The following is a 22,478-nucleotide window of genomic DNA, read 5'->3' as shown; positions in this document are numbered from 1 at the left end:
CGTGCGTCACTGGTCGGCGTGCTCGGCCGTGTTCTTCGGGAGCGCGAGCATCACGAGTGCCGCCACGGCGTAGAGCACGGCGGAGATGACGAGGACGATGCCGAGCGCGTCGGCGTAGTCGGCCCGTCCCGGTGCGCCGGTCGCCGAACCGGTGGCGGTGGTGAAGAAGACCGTGCCGAGAGCGGCGATGCCGGCGGCGCCGCCGATCTGGTTGACGGTGGAGAGCACGCCGCCCCCGGCGCCGGCGTCGCGCCCGGGGATGCCGGCGAGGACGACGTTGACGAGGATCGGGGCGCACAGACCGAGCCCGAGGCCGCCGATGAGGAGAGCGAGTGCGGGGAGCGGGTATCCGGGGTCGCCGCCGTCCCTCACGGCCGTCCACAGGACGAGCTGCGATGCCGCGACGGTGAGCGAGCCGGTGATCAGCAGGGCCCGTCCGGCCTTGGCGGCGAGCGCGACGCCGACCCCGGAGGTGACGATCGAGCCGAGCGCGTAGGGCAGGATCACCAGGCCGGTCTCCCACGCCGTCCGGCCGGTGCCGTTCTGGAGGTAGACCGACAGGGTGAGGAAGAACGCTCCGATACCGCCGAAGAAGAGCAGGGACGCGCACAGGCCGACCGCGAAGGCGCGGATCCGGAGCAGGGCCGGATCGAAGACGGGCTCGCCCCCGCGTCCGGCGAGGCGTCGCTCGTGGACGACGAAGACCGCGAGCACGACGATCCCGGCGGTGAGCAGGGCGTAGCTGGTCGAAGTCCATCCCCAGGAGTCGGTCTGGATGATCGGCAGCAGCAGGAGCAGGATGCCCGCGGCCGCGAGCAGCGCGCCCGGGAGGTCGAGGCGGGCGGTCGAGGCCGAGCGGGACTCCGGCAGCACCTTCGCGCCCATGGCGAGCGCCAGGACCGAGACGGGCACGTTGATCCAGAAGATGGTGCGCCAGCCCAGCCCGAACAGGTCGGCGTCGACGAGCAGCCCGCCGAGCAGCGGGCCCGCGACGGACGCGAGGCCCTGGACCGCCCCGTAGGCGCCGAACGCCTTGGCGCGCTCGCCCGGGGCGAACGACGCCCGGATGATCCCGAACACCTGCGGAACCATGACCCCCGCGGTCAGTCCCTGCGCGGCGCGGGTGCCGATGAGCATTCCGGGGCCGGCGGCCAGCGCGCAGAGCGCGGAGGTGACGGTGAACCCGGTCAGGCCGATCATGAACAGGCGCTTGCGGCCGTACCTGTCGCCGAGCCGTCCACCGGTGACCAGGCCCGCGCCCAGGGCGAGGAGGTAGGCGGCGATCGTCCACTGGATCTGGGCGTCGCCGGCCCCGAGGTCGCGGGCGATCGCCGGGGCGGCGACGGTGACGATCGTCCCGTCGAGGAGGTCCAGGAACGAGCCGAAGAGCACCACCAGGAGCGCCGCGCTCGCGCCCGCGCCGGAGACGAGCGCCGGCGGGGCGCCGGGCGCGCGCGTGCCCTCGTGAGGGATCTGTGAAGCGGTCATGCGGGCGACCCTCGCCGCTATAGTTGCCGCCGAGTGACCGCTTTGTCGTGAGGAGTGCGAGCGATGGCCGCCACCTCCGCCCGCACGCTCAAGCTGCTGTCGGTCTTCGGGACCGGCGCGACGCTGACCGCCGGGGACCTCGCCGCCAGGCTCGGGACGTCGGTGCGGACCGTGCGGCGCGACATCGACACGCTCCGGGAGCTCGGGTACGAGATCGAGGCCGTGCGCGGGGCGGGCGGCGGCTACCGGCTCGGCCGCGCCACCCGGTTGCCGCCGGTCGTCTTCGACGAGGACCAGGCCGTCGCGGCGGCCGTCGCGCTCCAGACCGTCCCGGCGATCCTGTCCGGCATCGGGGAGAACGCCGTCCGCGCCCTCGCCACGCTGCGGCAGGCGATGCCCGCCCGCAGCCGCGTCCACACCGACGCGGTCACCGTCTCCGCGGCGCGCAACTACTGGGAGTTCCCCGCGGCGCCCATCGACGCGGAGGCCGTCCGCGCCATCGGCGGCGCGATCAACCGGCGGCACGTCGTCCGCGCGGACTACACCGGCGAGGACGGCACGGCGACGCTCACCCTGGAACCGCACGACCTCGTCGTATGGGCGGCGCGCTGGTACCTCGTCGCGTTCGAACCGGACGCGGACCGGTGGCGTGCGATGCGCCTCGACCGCCTTGAACTGCGCATGCCCACGGGGACGCCCTTCCGGCGGCGCGACGTCCCGCACGGCGATCCGGCGGCCTTCGTCATGAGCACGCACGATCGCGGCGACACCCCGGCGGAGTGGCCGTGCCGCGGCTCGGCGCTCATCGCCCTGCCCGCGCCCGTCGTCGCCAGGTTCGCCCCCGGCGGGTCGACGGTCGAGCACGATACCGACTCCCGGTGCCGGCTCACGCTCGGCGCGTGGTCATGGGCAGGGCTGGCAGGACTCCTCCTGACCTTCGACGCCGACATGACGGAGATCGAACCGGCAGAACTCAGGCAAGCGCTGCGCTCCCTGCGAGACCGCATCGACAGAGCACTCGGCCCCGCCGGCTGAATGCGCCGGGAAGGGTCGTCCGTCACGCGACCCCCACATGATCATCGCGAACCGCCCGCCCTGGTGCGTGAGGGGTACCGGTCGGCGTGAGGGGTATGGGCGTCCGATCCGGAGTCGTTCGTCTGGGCAGCGACCAGGAGGAGCATGCGGCGATGAGGTCCACTCAGCCCGACCAGCTCAGGGTGCGCGGCGCCCGCGTGCACAACCTGCGGAACGTGGACGTCGACGTTCCGCTGCGCGTCATGGTCGGGGTCGCCGGCGTGTCCGGATCGGGGAAGTCGTCGCTGGCGCTGGGCGTGCTGTACGCCGAGGGGTCCCGCCGCTACATCGAGGCGCTGTCGACCTACACCCGCCGCCGGATGGCCCAGGCGCCGCGGGCGGCGGTCGACTCGGTGGAGCACGTCCCCGCCGCGCTGGCGCTGCGGCAGCGCCCCGGAGTGCCCGGCGTGCGGTCCACGTTCGGCACCTCCAGCGAGCTGCTGAACGTGCTGCGGCTGATGTTCTCGCGGCTGGCCTCCCACCTGTGCCCCAACGGCCACCGGGTCCCGCCGACGATCGATGTGGCGGCCGAGGTGTCGTTCACGTGCCCCGTCTGCGGTGAGCGGGTGCACCCCCCGGGCGCCGAGGACCTGTCGTTCAACTCCACCGGCGCCTGCCCCCGCTGCCAGGGCATCGGCGTGGTGCGCACGGTGGACGACGCGACCCTCGTCCCGGACCCGTCCAAGACGCTGGAGGACGGCGCGGTCGCCCCCTGGCAGATGTTCGGGTTCAACGTGCAGCCCGACATCGCGCGCGAGTTCGGCGTGCGCACCGACGTGCCGTGGAGCGAGCTGACCGACCGCGAGCGGGAGATCGTGCTGGACGGGCCGGAGGAGAAGAAGCACATCACCGTCACCAGCAAGAAGGGGGTCCACGAACTGGACTTCACCTTCCGCAACGCGCGGCTGACGGTGACCGAGGAGCTGAAGCGCGCCGACACCGACAAGCGGCTGGCCAGGGTCAGCCGCTTCCTGAGCGAGGGCACCTGCCCGGACTGCCGGGGCACCCGCCTCAGCCCCGCCGCGCGGGCCCCTCGGATCGGTGAGCGGAACCTGGCCGAGGTCACCGCGATGACGCTGGACGAGGTGCTGGCGTGGGCGCCCGGCGTCGTGGACGACCTCCCCGCCGACATGCGGGAGATGGCCCGGTCGCTGGCCGACACCCTGGTCGACATGGGCCGGCGCCTCGTCGAGCTCGGCCTCGGATACCTCGCGCTGGACCGGGCGGGGTCGACGCTGTCCACCGGCGAGCGGCAGCGGGCCCAGCTCGCGCGGGCGGTCCGCAACCGCACCACCGGCGTCCTCTACGTCCTCGACGAGCCGTCCATCGGCCTGCACCCGGCCAACGTCGACGGCCTGCTCGGCGTGATGCGCGACCTGCTGGCCGACGGCAACTCGGTCGTCTTCGTCGACCACGACGTGCAGATCCTGCGCGAGGCCGACTGGCTGATCGAGATCGGCCCCGGCTCGGGGGACGACGGCGGCACCGTCATCGCCGAGGGCGGCCCGGACGCGCTCGCCGCCGCGCCCCGCTCGCGGCTCGCCGGCTTCCTCACCGGTGCCGAACCGGTGATCGTCCGTGCCTGCGCCGAGCCGGCCGCCGTGTTCGAGCAGGGGGCGCTCCGCCTCAAGACGGAGGCCGTCCACACCGTCCACCCGCTGGAGGTCGAGTTCCCCCTCGGCCGGTTGACCGCCGTCACCGGCGTCTCCGGATCGGGCAAGACGACGCTCGTCCTCGAATGCCTGGTCCCGGCCCTGGAGGCACGGTCGAGATCGGCGGCCCTGCCGGCTCATGTGCGCGACCTGGAGGCGCCCGACGGCATCAAGGCCCACGTGGTCGACGCGACCCCGATCGGCATCAACGTCCGCTCCACCGTCGCCACCTATTCGGGCGTCATGGACGAGCTGCGCAAGGCTTACGCCGCGACCCCGGAGGCCCGCCGCGACGGGCTGACGGCCTCCGACTTCTCGTACAACACCGGGTCACTGGCCTGTCCGCGCTGCGGCGGCACCGGCGAGATCTCCCTCGACGTCCAGTTCCTGCCCGACGTGGACATCGTCTGCCCCGAGTGCGGCGGTAGCCGCTTCGCGCCCCGCGCGGACACCTACCGGCGCGACGGCGTCTCCCTGCCCGGCCTGCTCGGGTGCACGATCCGCGAAGCCCTCAACGCCACCGCCGACCTGCGGCGGGTGCACAAGCGCCTGGCGGCCCTGGACGAGCTGGGACTGGGCTACCTCACCCTCGGCGAGGCCACCCCGGCCCTGTCCGGCGGAGAGGCCCAGCGGCTGAAGCTGGTGAGCCAGATGCACCGGGACCAGACCGACGCCGTGTTCGTGCTCGACGAACCGAGCGTGGGCCTGCACCCGCTGGACGTGCGCACCCTCCTGGACGTCCTGCAGCGGCTGGCCGACCGCGGCGCCACCGTCATCGTGATCGAACACGACCTCGACCTGATCGCCAACTCCGACCACGTGATCGACCTCGGCCCCGGCGGGGGCGAGGAGGGCGGCGAGATCATCGCCACCGGCACACCGGGCCGGATCGCCCGCGACCCCGCGTCCATCACCGGGAAATACCTCGCCCGGCACCTGCGCGCCGTAGCGGGCTAACACGGCGCGCAGGTGGCCCAGGTCGTTCATGCCCTCGCCCGGCCCGAGCAGCCCCGCTCCGCGCAGGTTGTGGACGGACGAGTTCCCGCAGTCGACCAGGTAGAGGGCGTCACCGACGACGAGCGCGGACGACACGCCCACGCGGTCCGCCCCCTCCCACCAGATGGGCCCTCCGGAGGTGCCGAGGAGGACGAGCCGCGTCCGGTACCCCTGCGGGAGCGGCGCCGCCTTCACTCTGAGGGGAGAGGGGGCATCCATATCGCTACAGTTACGGAGTTACCGGGCGGGGCATCGATCGAGGTCAGGCGGAAGACGCAGCGCCCGATGGCTGCTGACTTGGTGCGCCGACGGATCGGCGCTGAACGGCGGGAGCATGGACGGGCATGGAGACGCTATCTGAGCGCATGCCGTTGCTTGATCGGCATTGGGAGCGTGCCGAGCTGGATGGCCTGTTGGGGGATGTCCGCTCCGGGCGTGGGCGGGCCCTGGTGCTGCGCGGCGAGGCGGGCGTGGGCAAGTCGGCCCTGCTGCGGCACACGGTGGGGCGTGCGGCCGACATGCGGGTGGTCCGCACCGTGGGGACGGAATCGGAGATGGAGCTGGCGTTCGCCGGCCTGCATCTCCTGCTCGCGCCGCTGCTGGACCGGATCGAGAAGCTGCCCGGCCCGCAGCGCGACGCGCTCGCGGTCGCGTTCGGCATGCGCAACGGCGACACACCCGACCGGTTCATCATCGGCCTGGCGGTGCTGACCCTCCTTGCGGAGGCGGCGGAGGAACGCGCCCTTCTCTGCGTGATCGACGACGCGCAGTGGCTGGACCAGTCGTCGGCGCAGGTGCTGGCGTTCGTGGCTCGGCGGTTGCTGGCCGAGCCGGTGGGGTTGATCTTCGCGGCGCGTGAGCCGGGCAGCCAGTTCCACGGGCTGGTGGATCTGGAGGTGCGCGGGCTGGAGAAGCAGGACGCGCAGGCGCTGCTGGGGTCGGTGGTCCGGTTCCCGCTGGACGAGCGGATCCGGGACCGGATCCTGGCCGAGACCAACGGGAACCCGCTGGCGCTGCTGGAGCTGCCGCGCGGGCTGAGCCCGGCGCAGCTGGCGGGCGGGTTCGGGCTGGTGGAGGCCCAGGCCGTCCCGGCGCGGATCGAGGAGGGTTTCCGGCGGCGGCTGGTAGGGCTGCCGGACGCGACGCGGTCGTTCCTGCTGGTCGCGGCGGCCGAGCCGACCGGTGACCCGGTGCTGATCCGGCGCGCCGCCGAGCGGCTGGGGGTGCCGGGGTCGGCGGTGGAGCCGGCGGAGGCCGAGGAGCTGCTGGAGATCGGGACGTGGCTGCGGTTCCGGCATCCGCTGGTGCGGTCGGCGGTGTACTCGGCCGCGTCGCCGCCGCAGCGGCGGGCGGCGCACGGTGCGCTGGCCGAGGCGACCGATCCGGCGTCCGATCCCGAGCGCCGGGCCTGGCATCGCGCGCACGCGGCGCTGGAGGCCGACGAGTCGGTGGCCGGTGAGCTGGAGCGGCTGGCCGACCGTGCCCAGGTCCGCGGCGGTATCGCGGCGGCGGCGGCGTTCCTGCGGCGCGCGACCGAGCTGACCCCCGACCCGGCCCGGCGCACCGCGCGCGCTCTGGCGGCGGCGCAGGCCGCGTTCGACTCCGGCGCCCCGGACATGGCGCTGGAGCTGCTGGTGTCGGCGGAGCGGGGGCGGCTGACCGAGCTGCAGAGCGGGCGGATGGCCTGGCTGCGCGCCCAGATCATCTTCGCGCGCAAGCGCGGGGGTGAGGCGCTGCAGCCGTTGCTGGAGGCGGCCGGGCGGCTGGCCCGCGTCGATGCCGGGCAGGCCCGCGAAGCGTACATCGACGCGATGGGGTCGGCGATCTTCGCCGGGAGGCTCGGCCGGCCCGGCCTCCTGCGGACCGTGGCCGACGCCGCCCGCACCGCACCCCAAGGACCACAACCGGCCCGCCCAGTCGACGCCCTGCTCGACGCGCTGGCGACACGCTTCTGCGACGGCTTCACCCAAGGAGCACCGCAGCTGAAGAACGTCCTGCAGATGTTCCGGCAACAAGCCCGCAGCGACCCCGACGACAACATGCGCTGGCTCTGGCTGAGCTACCTGGTCGCCGCGGACATGTGGGACGACGCCACCCTCCACGACCTGGCCGAGCACGCGGTCCGAGCCGCGCGTGAGATGGGAGCGCTCCACTTCCTCCCCCAAGCCCTCACCTACCGCGCCGCCGTCCACGTTTACGCAGGTCAGTTCGATGCGGCGGCCACGTTGGTGGAGGAGTCCGACGCGATCCTGAAGGTGACCGGCAACTCCTACTTCGGCTTCGCCATCACCCTGCTCCGCGCGTGGCGCGGAGCGGACGATGCGCCGGCGCAGATGGACGCCGCCGCCGAATCGGCGAGCACCTGGGGCGAGGGCCGAGCGGTCAGCCAGAGCCTCTACATGGGCGCCTTGGTTCACAACGCCCTTGGCCGCTACCAGGAGGCCCTGGACTATGCGGAACGTGCGTGCAGGCATGACGATCTCGGGGCCACCGGGTTCGCTCTCATCGAACTGATCGAGGCGGCCGCCTACAGCAAGGCCCCGGAAGCGGCCACGACCGCGCTGCGACAACTCATGGAACGCACCACCGCCAGCGGCACCGACTTGGCCCTCGGCATGCTCGCCCGATCGAAGGCACTGCTCTCCGACGGCGAGGACGCCGACCTGCTGTACCAGGAGGCCATCGAACACCTCCGGCGCAGCCGCGCCGCCGTCTACCTCGCCCGCACCCACCTGGTGTACGGCGAGTGGCTGCGCCGTGAGAAACGCCGCACCGACGCGCGCGAGCACCTGCGCACCGCCTACGAGATGTTCCAGGAATTCGGCGCCACGGCCTTTGCGAGCCGCGCCCAACGCGAACTGCAGGCCACCGGCGAGACCGTCCGCAAACGCACCATCGCCTCCGCCGGCGGCAACCTCACCCCTCAAGAAGGGCAGATCGCCCGCCTGGCCCGGACGGGCCTGTCGAACCCGGAGATCGGCGCCCAGCTCTTCCTCAGCCCCCGCACCGTCGAATACCACCTGAGCAAGGTCTTCACCAAGCTCGCCATCACCTCCCGCCAGCAGCTCGCGGAGGCGCTGCCCGACTAGGGCGACGACCGGGCGTGAGACCCCCGCAGTCCCCAACGAACCGGAGAGGCTCACATGACCGAACAGCAGCCCTGGCAGTGGGACGAGCAGACCTGGCGCGGCCACGTGGCGCGGGTCCGCGCCGGCCGCTCCCTGCACCCGGCGTCCTGGCCGGGAGGCGCCCGTGTCGCGGTCGCGCTCTCCTTCGACTGCGACCACGAGACGATCGCGTTGCGCGTGGGCATGACCGGGCCGGGCCAGCTCGCGCAGGGCGAGTACGGCTCCCGCGTCGGCTCCCGCCGGGTGCTCGCCCTGCTGGAGCGCTTCGGCATCCCGGCCTCGTTCTTCATGCCGGCGGTCTCGGGCCTGCTGCACCCGGAGGAGGTCCGCGACTACGTCGCCGCCGGCCACGAGATCGGCATGCACGGCTGGATCCACGAGAGCAACACGACGCTGGACCCGGCCGACGAGCGCGAGCTGGCCCTGCGCGCCGCCGACACCCTGGAGAAGCTGTCGGGCACCCGCCCGGTCGGCATCCGCACCCCGGCGTGGGACTTCTCCGACCACACCCTGGCCATCACCCGCGAGCTGGGCCTGCGCTACGACTCCTCCCTCATGGCCGACGACGAACCGTACGAGCTGCTCGCCGACGGCGAGCCGACCGGCGTGGTGGAGATCCCGGTCGAATGGATCAGGGACGACGTCCCGTACCTGCTGGTGGAGTTCGGCGGCACGCTGCGGACGTGCCCGCCGCCGCGGGACGTGGCGGGGATCTGGCGCGACGAGTTCGACGCCGCCCTGGAGGAGGGCGGGCTGTTCCAGCTCACCATGCACCCGCAGGTCATCGGCCACCGCTCCCGCATGACCGTCCTGCGCGAACTCCTTGAGCACATCGACGCCCAGCAGGGCGTCTGGTACGCCACCCACGCCCAGATAGCCGAATACGTCCTGAACCAGGCTTCATAACCTACGGATCACCGCCTGGCGGCCCGGATCGACGCACCCCACCGCTCGATCCGGGCCGTCCCTTTCCCGCTCGTCGCGCCTTCGGCCCATGACGATGCGGAGCGCCGTCCGGCGGCATGGAAGCCGCCGTCGCCGCATCGCGGCGAAGCAACGCGAATCTCTCGGGCACCAGACCGCCGCAGGGTGTGGCGGGGACCGGTGCTGCCAGACCTCCCTTGACGTGGATCGGGGTGAAGTATACAAACGTTCATACACCAAATCGAGGAGGCGGCCTTGGTCACTTACCGGACGGACGGGATGTCCCGGCGCGGGTTCCTGGCGGGCGCCGCGTCCGCCACCGCGCTCGGCGTGCTCGGCCTGGGAACGGCGGCGTGCGGCAGTTCGGGCGGCGGCGGGACGAAGGCCGCCCGGATCGGGTGGGTAGAGCCGAAGACCGGCCGGCTCGCCGCCGCCTACAAGCCGATCTACGTCGGCGCGCGGCTCGCCCTGGAGGACATCAAGGCGGCCGGCGGGCTGCTCGGCGAGGCCGTCCAGGTCACCGAGCACGACGACAAGGGGAGCCCGGCCAGCCAGCCCGCGGTGGCGCAGCGGCTGATCCGGGACAAGCCCACCTTCGTCGTCGGCCCCACCGGCAGCTCGCAGGTGCTGGCGTCGGTGACGGCGCTCGCCCGCGCCGAGCTGATCCAGTCGGCGTGGGGCGGGGCCGAGCTGCTCGGTGACGGCGACCGCTTCCCGCACCACTACCAGCTCGTCTACAACACCACCCAGCAGGCCAGGGTCGCCGCGCGCTTCCTCCACGAGGTCCGGGGGCTGCGCAAGATCGGCATCATCGTGGAGAACTCGGAGTTCGGCACCTCGATCAGGGACGCCGTCGTGGCGACGCTGCGGGACGCCTACTCCACCAAGCCGGTGGCCGTCGAGGTGTTCGAGGTGGACGCCTCCGACATGACGCCGTTCGTCCGCAACCTGGAACGCGCCGGCGTGGACGGGCTGGGCCTGTTCACCGGCCAGCCGCAGGCGACGGTGCTCATCCTGCGGGCGATGGCGGCGAGCGGCTTCCAGCCGGTGATCGTGTCGCACGACCTCAACTACATCGACGCGCTCGGGGAGTTCCCGCGTCCGCTGCTGGACGGGTTCTTCGGCACCACCTACCGGGGGCTCACCTACACCGGCCAGGAGAAGCCGTCCGCGGAGGTGACCCAGCTGGTCGAGCGCATCAACAAGCACCCGGACACCGCCGGCCTCGGCTACTCGGCGGTGACGAGTCCCTACTACGACTACATGATGCTGATGGCCGAGGTCGTCGAGGACACCAAGAGCACCGACCCGGCCAAGCTGAAGGCCGCGCTCGACAAGGTGAGCGGCTACCAGGGCATCCGCGCGAAGGTCTCCTTCACCGCGAAGCGGCACTCCGGCATCGCCGACGAGGACATCACCATCGGCACCCTGATGTCGGCGAAGGACCCGGAGAGCCTCGGCGGGGTCCTGCGGCGCCGCGCGGACGGGGTGTGACCCCCCGATGATCGCCGACATCCTGGTCGCCGGGCTGGTCTTCGGCAGCCTGTACGGCCTCGTCGCGATGGGCTTCAACGTGCTGCACCGGCCGACGAACGTGGTGAACTTCGCGCAGGGCGAGCTCATCATGATCGGCGCGATGCTGATGGCCGCCACCCCGATCGGCCGGCTCCCCTGGGGGATCGCCGTGCTGTGCGTCATGGCCGTCGTCGGGGTCGTGACGCTGGCCGAGGAGCGGGTGGCCGTCACCCCGGTGCTGCGCAGGTCGTCCCACGCCGCCGGCTGGGTGATCACCACGCTGGCGTTCTCGCTGCTGATCGCGGAGGCCGCCGGACGGCTCTGGACGGACCAGCCGAGCACCGTCGCGCCGCCGTGGCCGCTGTCCCTGGACGTCAACCACGTGGCGGGATTCCGGTTCTCCAGCTACCAGGTCGCGGTGGTGGCGGTCGCCGTCGCCGTGGTGCTGCTGCTCGGCCTGCTGGACCGGTCCCGGCTCGGCACCGCGCTGCGCGCGGTGGCCGCCGACCGCGACGGCGCCCGGCTGCGCGGCATCGACCCGCGGGCGCTGACCCGGCGCTCGTTCCTGCTCGGCGGCGCCCTGGCGGGGCTCACCGGCGTGCTGGCGGCGCCGCTGCTGCTCGCCTCGGTGACGATGGGCCTCGGCCTGCTGATCAAGGGGTTCGCCGCCCTGGCGGTCGGCGGCATCGGCGACAACCGCGGCGTGCTGGTGGCCGGCTGGGTGCTCGGCACCGTCGAGGCCGCCGGCGCCGCCTACGCCTCGCCCGGCTCGCAGTCGGTCGTGCTGCTCGCGGCGATGCTGCTCATCCTGCTCGTCCGGCCGAACGGCCTGCGGGGTCTGGCGGTGCAGCGCCATGTCTGAGGCCATCCGGAACCGGCCGGGCGCCGTGCGCCGTGCCGCGCCCTGGCTCGTCCTCCTGGCGGCGGCGGCCGTGCTGCCGCCCGCGACCGGGGACCCCACGATCACCTACCTCGCCACCACCGCCGCGATCTACGTGGTGGTCGGGACGGGCCTGAACATCATGTTCGGCTACACCGGCCAGGTCTCGCTCGGCCAGGGCGCGCTGGTCGCCGTGGGCGCGTACACGACCGGCGTCCTCATGGCCGACCACGGCTGGACGTTCTGGGCGGCGGCGCCCGCGGCGGTGCTGGTCACCACGGTCGCCGGGACGCTGATGGCGCTCCCCGCGTTCCGCCTGTCGTCCTGGTACATCGCGCTGGTGACGCTCGGCGCGGCGATGGCGGCGCGTAGCCTGCTCGTCGAGTTCGAGGGGCTGACCGGGGGCTGGTCCGGGCTCGTCGGCATCCCGCGGCCCGCGATCGGGTCGTGGGAGCTGGCGGAGCGGGACGTCCTGTGGCTGGTCATCGCCGTGAACGCCGTACTGTTCGTCATGGTCCGCAACATCGTCGACTCCCGTCTCGGGCGGGGCATGATGGCCGTCCGGGACGCGCCGGAGATGGCGCGGAGCGTCGGCGTCGGCCCCGCGCGGGCGAAGCTGTTCGCGTTCGCCTGCGGCGGCGCCACCGCCGGGCTGGGCGGGGCGCTGCTGGCCGTGCACCACGGGCTCGTCACGCCGGACGACTTCACGCTCGACTTCTCGATCCTCTTCCTGCTGGTCGTCATCATCGGCGGCGCGGCGCGCCTGGCGGGCCCGATCATCGGCACGCTGCTGTTCTTCGCGCTCCCGGAGCTGCTGACCGGCCTGGCGGAGTGGCGCGGCCTCATCTACGGCGCGGCGCTGCTCGCGCTGATGGTGTACGCACCGCAGGGCATCGCGGGCGCGTGGGACAAGCTGCTGGCGCGGTACCGCAAGGCCCGCCCGCCCGCCGCGACTCCCCGCACCGAGCCCGAGCCCGAGCCCGAGTCCGAGGCCGAGTCCGAGGCCGAGGCCGAGGGCACGGCCGAAGTGGGGCCGCCGCGCGGCGCGCCGCTCGGCGTCGAACTGTCCGGCGTCCGCAAGTCGTTCGGCGGCGTGCACGCCCTGCGCGGCGTCGACCTCACCATCGAGCCCGGCAGGGTGCACGCGATCGTCGGGCCGAACGGATCGGGGAAGACGACCCTGCTCAACGTGATCAGCCGCCTGCTGCGGCAGGACGAGGGCCGGGTCCTCCTCGGCGCCGAGGACGTCAGCCGGGCTCCGGCGGAGCGGCTCGCCCGGCGCGGTGTCGCGCGCGTCTTCCAGACGCCGCGGCTGCTCGGGGCGTCCAGCCTGCGCGACAACGTCCTGCTCGGCGCCTATGCGCGCGAACGGTCCGGTGGGCCGGCGACCGTCCTGCGGCTGCCCCGGGCCCGGCGCGAACGAGCGGCGCTGGCGGCGGAGGCCGACCGGCTGCTCGCCGCCCACGGCCTGGCGGGACGGGCGGACGAGGAGGCCGCCGCGCTGCCGCACGGCGAGCAGCGGCTGCTGGAGGTGGCGCGGGCGCTGATGGCGCGCCCGCGGCTGCTGCTGATGGACGAGCCGGCCGCCGGGCTCACCCCGCGCGAGCTGGAGGCGCTCGGACGGCTGATCCGCGCGATCCGCGACGCCGGCACCACCGTCGTCCTGGTGGAGCACCACATCGAACTCGTCGCGAACGTCGCCGACGCGGTGACGGTCCTCGACCGGGGCGAACTGGTGACGTCGGGGGCGCCGGAGGACGCCCTCGGCGACGCGCGGGTCGTCGAACTGTACCTGGGGGCACCGGCATGACGGCGCAGGGCGAGGAACTGATCAGCGTGTCCGGGCTGAGCTCCGGGTACGGGGCGGTGCCGGTGGTCCGCTCGGTGGACTTCGCGGTCCGGACGGGCGAGGTCTTCGCGGTGGTCGGCGGCAACGGCGCCGGGAAGACCACCCTGCTCAGCACCATCTCGGGGCTGCTGCGCCCCACGTCCGGGTCGGTGCGCTTCGGCGGCACCGACATCACCGGGTGGAGCCCGGAGCGGATCGTGGCGCACGGCCTCGTCCACATCCCCGAGGGCAGGCGCCTGTTCACCGGGCTCACGGTCGCCGAGCACCTGCGGCTCGGGCTGTGGAACGTCCCGAACCGGCGCAAAGTCGAGCGGGAGCGGACGGAACGGGTCGTCGACCTGTTCCCGGTCCTGGGCGAGCGGATGGACGCCTACGCGGAGGTGCTCAGCGGCGGGGAGCAGCAGATGCTCGCCATCGGCCAGGCGCTGATGCGCGAACCCCGGGCGCTGCTGCTGGACGAGCCGTCCATCGGCCTCGCGCCCGTGATCATCAAGCGGGTGTTCGCGGTGGTGGACCGGCTCCGCGAGCAGGGCCTGACGGTGATCCTGGTCGAGCAGCGCGTCGGCCAGGCGCTGGCGCTCGCCGACCGGGGGCTCGTCATGCGGCACGGTGAGGTGGAGGCGTCCGGGGACGCCGCCGCGCTGGCGGCGGACCCGGCGCTGCGGGTCGCCTACCTGGGCGCGGCGGCGGCCGGCGGGCCGCGGAACGAGGAGTGACATGAGCGACGAATGGTGGGGCCCGGCGGTGCCCGGGGCCGAGGACTGCGTGGTCGGGGAGCTCCTCGTCCGCCGTGCCGCCGAGCACCCCGACCGGGTGTACGCGGTCTTCCAGGACGGGACGCGGTGGACCTACGCCGAGACCCTGGCCGAGGCCGAGCAGGTCGCCGCCGGGCTGCACGGCCTCGGCGTGCGGCCGGGCGACACGGTGGTCTCCTGGCTGCCGAACGGGCCGGACGCGCTGCGGGTCTGGTTCGGCGTGAACCTGCTCGGCTGCACCCTCGTCCCGCTGAACACCGCCTACCGCGGCGGCCTGCTCGAACACGCGATCCGGCTGTCGGGGGCGCGGGCGGCGGTCGTGCACGCCGAACTGGCCGGGCGGCTGGCCGACATCGACACCGGCGCGCTGGAACGCGTGGTCGTGCTCGGACCGGACGATGCCCCGCCGGAGACGGCACCGAGCCTGGAAGTCCTCGGGCCGGAGGCGCTGGCCGCGCCAGCCCCCGGATTCCGGCCGGAGGCGCGGGCCAGGCCGTGGGACCCGTACGCGGTGATCCTGACGTCCGGGACGACCGGGCCGTCGAAGGGCGTCCTGTGCTCGTACGTCCAGCTCGCGGCGTGCGCGCGCGCCGCGTTCACGGGTTTCGGAGCCGCCGACCGCTACATGGTGAACCTGCCGCTGTTCCACGCGGGCGGCACCATCGGCACCTACGCCGCGCTGCTGTTCGGCGGCGGCATCAGCCTCGTGGACGCGTTCGACACCGAGTCGTTCTGGCCGACCGTCCGCGCGACGGAGACCACGCACGTCACGCTGCTCGGCGTGATGGCGACGTTCCTCGGCAAGCGCCCGCCCTCCCCGGAGGACCGCGCGCACCCGCTCCGGCGCGTCTTCATGATCCCGCTCATCGAGGACAGCGCGGCGTTCGCCGAGCGCTTCGGCGTCGACGTGGTCGCCATGTTCAACATGACGGAGGTCTCGATCCCGATCATCTCCGGGCCCGATCCGGAGGTGCCGGGCACGTCCGGGCGGCTGCGGCCGGGCGTCGAGGCGCGGGTCGTCGACGAGCACGACCGGGCCGTCCCCGACGGGGAGGTCGGCGAGCTGGTGCTGCGCACCGCGCAGCCCTGGGCGATGAACTCCGGCTACCTCGGGATGCCCGAGGCGACGGCCCGGGCCTGGCGCAACGGCTGGTTCCACACCGGGGACGCCTTCCGCACGGTGGACGGCGAGTACTTCTTCGTCGACCGGATGGGCGACACGATCCGGCGCCGCGGCGAGAACATCTCCTCGGCCGAGGTGGAGGCCGAGTTGCTGGCGCATCCGGCGGTCCGGGAGGCCGCGGTGGTCGCGGTGCCGAGCCCGCACGGCGAGGACGACGTGCTCGCGGTCGTCGCGCCCGTGGACGGCGCGGCGGTGGACCCCGCCGAGCTGCTGCGCTTCCTCATCCCGCGGATGGCGCACTTCATGGTGCCGCGTTATGTGCGCGTGGTCGGCGCGCTGCCGCACACGCCCACGAACAAAATCGAGAAGCATCGGCTGCGCGCGGAGGGCGTTACTCCGGATACGGCCGACCGCGAGCGGCTGGGCGTCGTCGTCCGGCGGGACCGCATCGGCGGGACGTCCGCCGCCCGCTGAACCGCCCGACCGGAGGGCGCACCGGCACGTCCGGTGCACCCTCCGGTCTCCGCGCGTGCGGGACCGTCCACGGGGGCGTCGGGTCTGCCGGGGCGTCAGGTCTGCTGGGGGTCGGCGCCGACGAGCTGGAGGGCCAGGAACGCGTACTGGTCGGCGAGCTCCCGGGCCGTCATCGCGCCCTCCGGCCGGAACCACTGCCCGGCGTTGATGCACATGTCGAGGATGGCCTTGGCGACCACGTCCACCTGCGCCGGGCGCTGCGAGCGCGGGTCGCTCAGCCGGAACCGGCCGGCGGCCAGGCCGCGCTCCAGCGTCCGCTCGAAGATCCGGCGGACGCGCCGCTGCGCGTCCAGGACCTCGCGGGCCTGCTCGGGCGGGAGGTGGCGCCACTCGGTCCGGGCGACGAGGCCCTCGATGCGCCGCTCGGTGTGGAACAGGGTGAGCTCTCGCACCAGCTCCGCGAGCTGCCGGTCGGGCCGGTCGCCGCCGTGCAGGAGGCCCTCCTCCAACAGGGCCTCCGAGTCCTCGTGGGCGCGTTTGAGGATCGCGTAGAGGACCTCCTCCTTGGACCCGTAGTGGTTGTAGAGCGAGCCCGCGGTGACCCCGCACGCGGCCGTGATCTTGCGGACGCTGGTGGCGGGGAACCCGTCCTCGTAGAACAGGCGCGCCGCCTCGTCGAGGATCCGCCGGCTCATCGAGGCCGCGGCCGGGGTGCCGGCGGCGGTCGTCCGGGAGCGTGTCGTAGCCACGCCTTGACGCTATCACCACATGAACGTTCATTGACCTGTCATCGGGAAATCTGGTAAACAAACGTTTGTACACAAGGGAGGCCGTGATGCGTGAACCGGTGATCGACGTCTGCGAGGTCGCCTATGACACCGAGTGCTGGACGGCCTATCTGGGCGCGCTGGCCACCGCCGCGCCCCGCTACCTCGTGCTGTTCGCCGGGCGGCTCGCCGCCCGCACCGGGCGGGCGCCCGGCGAGGTCGCGGCCGACGCGGCGCGCGACCCGGCCGGCACGGCGGAGCGGCTGGCCGCCGTCCTCGGGGACGGCTTCGACATCGACCGCCATGTCGCCGCGCTCGCCGAGACAGGGGTGACCCACCAGGTGCTGCACGGGGGGCCGTGGCCCGTCGCGGACGGCACCGTCAACGACCGGGTCGCCGGCTACGCCGCGCGGCACCCGGACCGGCTCAGCGCGTGGGCGGGCGTCGCCCTCGCCGACCCGCGGGCCGCGCTCGCCGAGGCGCGCCGCGCGCTCGACTCGCTCGGTGCGACGGGCCTGTCGGTGATCCCGTTCCTCGACGGCGTCGACCCGTCCGGGCCCGAGCACGCCGAGTTCTGGCGGTTCGCCGCCGACGCCGGCGTCCCGGTGTGGCTGCACTGCGGGCAGCACTTCCGCTCCGACGTCCCGATCGACGTCTCCGCGCCGCGCGTGCTGGACCGGATCGCCGGCGCCCACCCCGGCCTGGTCCTGATCGCCGGCCATGGCGGATGGCCCTGGGTCGCCGAGATGCTGGCCGTGGCGCAGCGGCACGCCAACGTCCACCTGGAGTTCTCCTCGCACCGCCCGTCCAGGATGGCGGCCCCCGGATCGGGCTGGGAGGCGCTGCTGGCGCTGGGCGCCGGGCCCGTCCGGGAGCGGGTCATGTTCGGGTCGACCAGCTGGACGCAGGCCCGCCCGCCCGCCGCGCTCGCCGCCGAGGTCGCCGGGCTCGGCCTGCCGGACGGCACCGTCCGGGCCTGGCTGCACGGCAACGCCGAGCGGCTGCTGGGCCGGGCCCGTACCGGGACGGCGGCGTGAACGGCCGCCGGGTCCTGGTCACCGGCGCCGCCGGAGGCATCGGCACCTCGCTCGTCGCCGAACTGCTCCTGCACGGCGCGCGGGTGCTGGCGACCGACATCGACGAGGCCGGATGCCGCCGCCTGGAGCGCCGCTTCGGCGCCGAGGTCGCGGACGGCCGGCTGCACACCATGCCGCTCGACCTGACCGCGAGCGGTGCGCCGCGGCGGCTCGTCGCCGCCGCCGCCGAGCGGCTCGGCGGCCTCGACGGCCTGGTCAACAACGCGGGCGTCGAGCACCGCGCGCCGCTCGGCGAGCACAGCACCGCCGACTGGACGCGCGTGCTGGAGGTCAACCTGTCGGCGCCGTTCCGGCTGGCCCGCGAGGCGGCCCCCGCCCTCGCCGGGCCGCCGGGCGCCGCCGTCGTCAACGTCTGCTCGATCGCGGTGACCGGGTTCGCGGGGCAGGCCGCCTACGACGCGAGCAAGGGCGGGCTGCTGAGCCTGACCCGGTCGCTCGCCGTCGAGCTGGGGCCGCTCGGCGTCCGCGCGAACGCCGTGTGCCCCGGCTTCATCGACACTCCGATGCTCGATGAGAGCGGGCTGCGCGGGCTGGCCGAGAAGGTCGCCGCGCGGCTGCCGCTCGGCCGCTGCGGGTACCCGGAGGAGGTCGCCGCCGCGGTCGTCTGGCTGCTGGGAACGAGCGCCGGCTACATCACCGGCCAAGCACTGTTCGTCGATGGAGGGATGGTCCGAGCATGACGCAGGGGCAGGAGAGCACGGCGTCCGGAGGCGGCGGGGTCCTGCTGGTCTCGCGGCCGGCGCCGGGGGTCCTGTGGCTGACCATGAACCGCCCGGACCGGCGCAACGCGCTCGACCGCGCGCTCGGCGAGGAGCTGCTGCGCGCGCTGGAGCGCGCCGAGACCGATCCGCGGGCCCGGGTCGTGGTGCTGACCGGCGCGGGCAGCGCGTTCTGCGGCGGGGACGACCTCGGCGCGGTGGACGAGCACCTCGCCGGGGAGCGCAGGCACTCGCCGGTCCTCGGCGACACCGCCGACCCGGTGTACCTGCGGATCGTCGAGGCGATCGTCACGGCGCCGCAGCCGGTCATCGCGGCGGTCAACGGCGCCGCCGCCGGAGCGGGCACCGAACTCGCCTGCGCCGCCGACCTGCGGATCGCCGCGGACACGGCCCGGATCGGCAGCTGCCTGGTCAACGTGGCGCAGACCGGCACCGCCGTCATGCTGGCCCGCATCGTCGGGACCGCGAAGGCGACGGAGATCTACCTGTCCGGGGGGCTGCTCGACGCCGCCGACGCCGAGCGCCTGGGCATCTACACCCGGGTCGTCCCGCCGGCGGACCTGCGGGACGCGGCGCTCGCCGAGGCCCGGCGCCTCGCGGCCGGCCCGACCCGGGCGATCGGCCTCTACAAGCAGCTGCGCGAGCGGGTCTACGGCCAGCCGCTCGAACAGGCGCTCCGCATCCAGAACACCTTCCACATCCGCAACAACAGGGAAGTGCACGACGCGGTCGAAGGCGCGCGGGCCTTCGTCGAGAAGCGCAGCCCCGAGTTCACCGGCCGCTGAGGAGAAACGCATGACCAGCACGGACGGCGACGTCTTCGGCCGCCTCGACGGCCGGGTCGTCCTGATCACCGGCGCGGCGAGCGGCATCGGAGCCGCCTCGATGAGACTCTTCCGGGCCGTGGGCGCCGAGGTCGTCGGCGTGGACCTGACGCCGGGGGAGGGGATCGTCCAGGCGGACGTCTCCGACCCGGCCCAGGTCGCCGAGGTCGTCGAGACGGTGGTCGCCCGGCACGGCCGGCTCGACGTCGTCCACGGCAACGCCGGCGTCAACGTCCCCGGGCGCCCGCACAGCCTCACCGACGCCGACTACCGCAAGGTGATGGGGGTGTGCTGCGACGCCAACTTCTACCTGGTGCGCTCCGCCGTCGGGCACATGCGCGCCGAGGGCGGCGTGTTCGTGTTCACGTCCTCGATGTGCGGGGTGGCGGCGACGCCGCGTTCCCCCGTCTACAACATGGCCAAGCACGCCCTCATCGGGCTGGCCCAGTCGGTGGCCGTCGACTACGGCGCGCAGGGAATCCGTGCGGTGGCGCTGGTCACGGGCCCGACGCACACCGGGATGGTGGACGAGCTGTGGCCGCCCGGCCCGCTGCGCGACTCCCTCGCCGCGACGACGTCCGCCGGGCGGCTCGCCACCCCCGAGGAGCAGGCCCGCGCCGCCGTGTTCGCGGCGCTGCCCGGCAGTTCGTTCCTCACCGGCTGCGCCCTGACCGTGGACGGCGGCGCGACCGCCGGATGGAACGAGATGGCCCGCACGATGCTCACCCTCAAGGCGGTGTGACGATGGAACTGGGGCGCATCGAAGGCGGCGTCGAGACCCCGATGCGGGACGGCGTGCTGCTGCGCGGCGACCTGTGGCGGCCCCCGTCCCCGGCCCCGGCCGTGATCTTCAGGACGCCGTACGGCCGTCGGCAGATCAGCTCCGACGCCCTGCACCCCCAGCACTGCCTCGCCGGCGGGTTCGCCGCCCTGGTGCAGGACACCCGCGGCCGGTTCGACTCCGGCGGCGAGTGGCAGGCCGTCATGTGGGAGCAGGAGGCCGAGGACACCTTCGACACCGTCGAATGGGCGGCGGCGCAGCCCTGGTGCGACGGCAACGTGTTCCTCGCGGGCACGTCCTACCTCGGCATCGTCGCCTGGCTCGGCGCGGCGCTGCGGCCGCCGCACCTGCGGGGCATCGCCCCGGCCATGACGACCGGCGCCGCGGCCGACGCCCGCGACACCGGCGGCGCGCTCCGGCTCGACCACCTGGTCGGCTGGCTGGCCTACATGGCCGCCGACTGGCTGGGCCGGCAGGGGCCGGACGCCGACCCGGCGCTCGCCGCGAAGGTCGCGGCCCTGATCCACGACCCGGAGCGGGCGATGCGGCGGCTGCCGCTCGCGGGCATGCCGGAACTGGACCTGCCCGGATTCCCCATCCGCATCGGCGACCTGCTGGACGGCCGAGTCCGGGCCCTGCCCGACTGGGACCACGCGGCCGTGGAGGTGCCGGTCCTGTCGGTGACGGGCTGGTACGACGTGTACGCCACCGCGACCGTCCGCGGCCACCTGGAGATGCGGCGGCTGCGCCCGGACCTGCGGCACGAGCTGATCGTCGGGCCCTGGGCGCACACCGGCGCCCTGACCCACCTGCAGGGTGAGGTGAACTTCGGCGTCGCGGCCTCGGCTGCCGCCGCCCGGCTCCCCGCCCGGCACCTGGACTTCTTCCGCCGCTGCCTGGACGGGCCGGGCGAATCCGACCCCGTCCTCTACTTCATGATGGGCGCGGACGAATGGCGCACCGCCGAGCGGTGGCCCCCGGCCGACGCCACCGGCCACGCCCTTTACCTGACCGGCCCCGCGGTCGCCGGTGGAACGCCCGGCAGGCTGACCGCCGTGCCCGACCCGGCGGAACCCGACGGCTACGTCCACGACCCGGCCGACCCGGTCCCGAGCCGCGGCGGGCGCGTCCTGCACCTCGGCCGGCTCGCCCCCGGGCCGCTGGACCTCGGCCGGATCGCCGCGAGACCCGACGTCCTGCTCTACCTCGGCGACGTGCTCGACGAGGACACCGACGTCACCGGCCGGGTCCGGCTGCGGCTCACCTTCGCGACCGACGCCGCGGACGCCGACGTCATGGCCCGCCTGGTGGACCGGCTACCGGACGGACGGCTCCTGCCGGTCTGCGAAGGAGTCGTCCGGCTGAGCCACCGCGACGGTCCCGGCACCACCGTGCCGCGCGGAGAACCCGTCCAGCTGGAGATCGACCTCGGGTACATGGCCCAGCGCTTCCGGGCGGGCCACAGCATCGGCCTGCTGCTGTCCAGCAGCAACTTCCCGCACTTCGACCGCAATCAGGGCGGTGGGGAGCCGGTCGCCACGGCCGGGCCGGGCACGCCGTCCAGCCAGAGCGTCCACTACGGCGCGTCGGTGCTCCTCCTGGGAGACGAGCCGTGACGCTGCGGCACCGGACCGTCCAGCGCACCGGCTGCGAGATCCACTACTGGACCGGCGGCTCGGGCGACGGACCCCCGATCGTGTTCACCCACGGCGCCACCCTCGACCACCGCACGTGGGAACCGCAGATCGAGAGTTTCGCAGCCCGCCACCGGATCCTCCTGTGGGACGTCCGGGGACACGGCCGCTCCATCCCCAACGGGACCCCATGGTCCCTGAGCGCGGCCACGGAGGACCTGCTCGCGATCCTCGACGGGGAGGGCATCGAGCGGACCGTCCTCGTCGGCCAGTCGATGGGCGGCAACCTCTCCCAGGAGATCGTCTACCACCACCCCGGCAGGGTCTCGGCTCTGGTCGCGCTGGGCTGCGCCGGGAACACCCTGCCGCTGACGCGCCGGGAACGGCTCCAGGCCGCGGCGGTCGTCCGCATGCTGCCCTGGTACCCGCGCAAGGCCCTGATCCGCCAGGAGGCCAAGGCGTCCGCCCGGGATCCGCGCGTCCGCGAGTACGTGCGCGACACGGCGAGCCGGATGGCGCACGCGGACATGGTCGCGGTCATGGCGAGCCTGGTCGGCGCCCTCCACCCCGAGCCCGGCTACCGGATCGACGTACCCGAACTGCTGCTGCACGGCGAACACGACCGGCTCGGCAACTTCCGCACCGCCATGCCCGCCTGGGCACGCCGGGACCCGCTGGCTCGATACCTCGTCGTCCCGGACTCCGCCCACCTGGCCAACCAGGACAACCCCGCCTTCTTCAATGACGCCGTGCTGCGCTTCCTCACCGAGCACGGACTCGACTCACCCAAGGACTGAC

General features: G+C 73.8%; 17 protein-coding genes. 15 read left to right on the top strand and 2 right to left on the bottom strand.

The features are described 5' to 3' along the window. Positions 1-6: 6 nt before the first annotated feature. Complete coding sequence (locus tag ACGFI1_RS30010) at positions 7-1,488, bottom strand: MFS transporter (RefSeq protein WP_392790083.1); 1,482 nt, start codon at positions 1,486-1,488, stop codon at positions 7-9. A 63-nt stretch (positions 1,489-1,551) separates the two neighbouring features. Between ACGFI1_RS30010 and ACGFI1_RS30005 the strand changes: the two genes are divergently transcribed. From ACGFI1_RS30005 to ACGFI1_RS29965, 9 genes are all read left to right on the top strand, one after another. Beyond that, positions 1,552-2,523 carry a helix-turn-helix transcriptional regulator gene (locus ACGFI1_RS30005; protein ID WP_392790081.1) on the top strand — a complete coding sequence of 324 codons (972 nt, stop codon included), beginning with the start codon at positions 1,552-1,554 and terminating at the stop codon, positions 2,521-2,523. Positions 2,524-2,675: 152 nt separating this feature from the next. Beyond that, the gene (locus tag ACGFI1_RS30000) at positions 2,676-5,171 is read left to right on the top strand and encodes an excinuclease ABC subunit UvrA (protein WP_392790078.1); all 2,496 of its coding nucleotides are present in this window, start codon (positions 2,676-2,678) and stop codon (positions 5,169-5,171) included. Positions 5,172-5,554: 383 nt separating this feature from the next. Next, complete coding sequence (locus ACGFI1_RS29995) at positions 5,555-8,299, top strand: helix-turn-helix transcriptional regulator (RefSeq protein ID WP_392790076.1); 2,745 nt, start codon at positions 5,555-5,557, stop codon at positions 8,297-8,299. Between the two features lie 54 nt (positions 8,300-8,353). Continuing rightward, complete coding sequence (locus tag ACGFI1_RS29990) at positions 8,354-9,244, top strand: polysaccharide deacetylase family protein (RefSeq protein ID WP_392790074.1); 891 nt, start codon at positions 8,354-8,356, stop codon at positions 9,242-9,244. Between the two features lie 273 nt (positions 9,245-9,517). Further along, the gene (locus ACGFI1_RS29985; RefSeq protein WP_392790072.1) at positions 9,518-10,756 is read left to right on the top strand and encodes an ABC transporter substrate-binding protein; all 1,239 of its coding nucleotides are present in this window, start codon (positions 9,518-9,520) and stop codon (positions 10,754-10,756) included. A gap of 7 nt (positions 10,757-10,763) precedes the next feature. After that, positions 10,764-11,639: a branched-chain amino acid ABC transporter permease gene (locus tag ACGFI1_RS29980; protein ID WP_138641738.1), complete on the top strand. Its 876-nt coding sequence runs from the start codon at positions 10,764-10,766 to the stop codon at positions 11,637-11,639. Next, complete coding sequence (locus ACGFI1_RS29975) at positions 11,632-13,467, top strand: branched-chain amino acid ABC transporter ATP-binding protein/permease (protein WP_392790069.1); 1,836 nt, start codon at positions 11,632-11,634, stop codon at positions 13,465-13,467. The genes ACGFI1_RS29980 and ACGFI1_RS29975 overlap by 8 nt, the downstream gene beginning before the upstream one ends. Further along, on the top strand, positions 13,464-14,222 hold the full coding sequence (locus tag ACGFI1_RS29970; protein WP_364548770.1) for an ABC transporter ATP-binding protein: 759 nt from the start codon (positions 13,464-13,466) through the stop codon (positions 14,220-14,222). The genes ACGFI1_RS29975 and ACGFI1_RS29970 overlap by 4 nt, the downstream gene beginning before the upstream one ends. Position 14,223: 1 nt before the next feature. Next, positions 14,224-15,858: an AMP-binding protein gene (locus tag ACGFI1_RS29965; protein ID WP_392790066.1), complete on the top strand. Its 1,635-nt coding sequence runs from the start codon at positions 14,224-14,226 to the stop codon at positions 15,856-15,858. 95 nt (positions 15,859-15,953) lie between these two features. On the opposite strand, the gene ACGFI1_RS29960 is transcribed toward ACGFI1_RS29965, so the two are convergent. Next, a complete protein-coding gene (locus ACGFI1_RS29960; protein ID WP_138641884.1) occupies positions 15,954-16,607 on the bottom strand; it encodes a TetR/AcrR family transcriptional regulator in 654 nt (217 codons plus the stop codon). Positions 16,608-16,693: 86 nt separating this feature from the next. On the opposite strand from ACGFI1_RS29960, the gene ACGFI1_RS29955 reads away from it, so the two are divergent. From ACGFI1_RS29955 to ACGFI1_RS29930, 6 genes are read left to right on the top strand one after another with little or no spacing between them, the layout of a single operon-like run. Continuing rightward, a complete protein-coding gene (locus ACGFI1_RS29955; protein WP_392790063.1) occupies positions 16,694-17,662 on the top strand; it encodes an amidohydrolase family protein in 969 nt (322 codons plus the stop codon). After that, positions 17,659-18,402, top strand: a complete 744-nt coding sequence (locus ACGFI1_RS29950; RefSeq protein ID WP_392790060.1) for an SDR family NAD(P)-dependent oxidoreductase — start codon at positions 17,659-17,661, stop codon at positions 18,400-18,402. The genes ACGFI1_RS29955 and ACGFI1_RS29950 overlap by 4 nt, the downstream gene beginning before the upstream one ends. After that, positions 18,399-19,226 carry an enoyl-CoA hydratase-related protein gene (locus ACGFI1_RS29945; protein WP_364548781.1) on the top strand — a complete coding sequence of 276 codons (828 nt, stop codon included), beginning with the start codon at positions 18,399-18,401 and terminating at the stop codon, positions 19,224-19,226. Before ACGFI1_RS29950 ends, ACGFI1_RS29945 begins: the two co-directional genes overlap by 4 nt. Before the next feature lie 10 nt (positions 19,227-19,236). Beyond that, on the top strand, positions 19,237-20,007 hold the full coding sequence (locus ACGFI1_RS29940; RefSeq protein WP_392790056.1) for an SDR family NAD(P)-dependent oxidoreductase: 771 nt from the start codon (positions 19,237-19,239) through the stop codon (positions 20,005-20,007). Positions 20,008-20,009: 2 nt separating this feature from the next. After that, positions 20,010-21,662 carry a CocE/NonD family hydrolase gene (locus ACGFI1_RS29935; RefSeq protein WP_392790053.1) on the top strand — a complete coding sequence of 551 codons (1,653 nt, stop codon included), beginning with the start codon at positions 20,010-20,012 and terminating at the stop codon, positions 21,660-21,662. Then, positions 21,659-22,477 carry an alpha/beta fold hydrolase gene (locus ACGFI1_RS29930; RefSeq protein ID WP_392790051.1) on the top strand — a complete coding sequence of 273 codons (819 nt, stop codon included), beginning with the start codon at positions 21,659-21,661 and terminating at the stop codon, positions 22,475-22,477. The genes ACGFI1_RS29935 and ACGFI1_RS29930 overlap by 4 nt, the downstream gene beginning before the upstream one ends. Position 22,478: the final 1 nt, after the last annotated feature.

The organism is Actinomadura geliboluensis, assembly GCF_043197915.1.
In the GTDB taxonomy this organism is placed as follows: Bacteria; Actinomycetota; Actinomycetes; order Streptosporangiales; family Streptosporangiaceae; genus Spirillospora; species Spirillospora geliboluensis.
This window is presented reverse-complemented; position numbering and strand designations above follow the sequence as displayed.

Excerpts from the sequence above, each read along its gene's own strand:
- ACGFI1_RS29945 (WP_364548781.1), top strand. The coding sequence starts at position 18,399 with ATGACGCAGGGGCAGGAGAGCACGGCGTCCGGAGGCGGCGGGGTCCTG.
- ACGFI1_RS30010 (WP_392790083.1), bottom strand. The coding sequence starts at position 1,488 with ATGACCGCTTCACAGATCCCTCACGAGGGCACGCGCGCGCCCGGCGCC.
- ACGFI1_RS29995 (WP_392790076.1), top strand. The coding sequence starts at position 5,555 with ATGGAGACGCTATCTGAGCGCATGCCGTTGCTTGATCGGCATTGGGAG.
- ACGFI1_RS29965 (WP_392790066.1), top strand. The coding sequence starts at position 14,224 with ATGAGCGACGAATGGTGGGGCCCGGCGGTGCCCGGGGCCGAGGACTGC.
- ACGFI1_RS29940 (WP_392790056.1), top strand. The coding sequence starts at position 19,237 with ATGACCAGCACGGACGGCGACGTCTTCGGCCGCCTCGACGGCCGGGTC.
- ACGFI1_RS30000 (WP_392790078.1), top strand. The coding sequence starts at position 2,676 with ATGAGGTCCACTCAGCCCGACCAGCTCAGGGTGCGCGGCGCCCGCGTG.
- ACGFI1_RS29975 (WP_392790069.1), top strand. The coding sequence starts at position 11,632 with ATGTCTGAGGCCATCCGGAACCGGCCGGGCGCCGTGCGCCGTGCCGCG.
- ACGFI1_RS29955 (WP_392790063.1), top strand. The coding sequence starts at position 16,694 with ATGCGTGAACCGGTGATCGACGTCTGCGAGGTCGCCTATGACACCGAG.
- ACGFI1_RS29935 (WP_392790053.1), top strand. The coding sequence starts at position 20,010 with ATGGAACTGGGGCGCATCGAAGGCGGCGTCGAGACCCCGATGCGGGAC.
- ACGFI1_RS29980 (WP_138641738.1), top strand. The coding sequence starts at position 10,764 with ATGATCGCCGACATCCTGGTCGCCGGGCTGGTCTTCGGCAGCCTGTAC.
- ACGFI1_RS30005 (WP_392790081.1), top strand. The coding sequence starts at position 1,552 with ATGGCCGCCACCTCCGCCCGCACGCTCAAGCTGCTGTCGGTCTTCGGG.
- ACGFI1_RS29990 (WP_392790074.1), top strand. The coding sequence starts at position 8,354 with ATGACCGAACAGCAGCCCTGGCAGTGGGACGAGCAGACCTGGCGCGGC.
- ACGFI1_RS29970 (WP_364548770.1), top strand. The coding sequence starts at position 13,464 with ATGACGGCGCAGGGCGAGGAACTGATCAGCGTGTCCGGGCTGAGCTCC.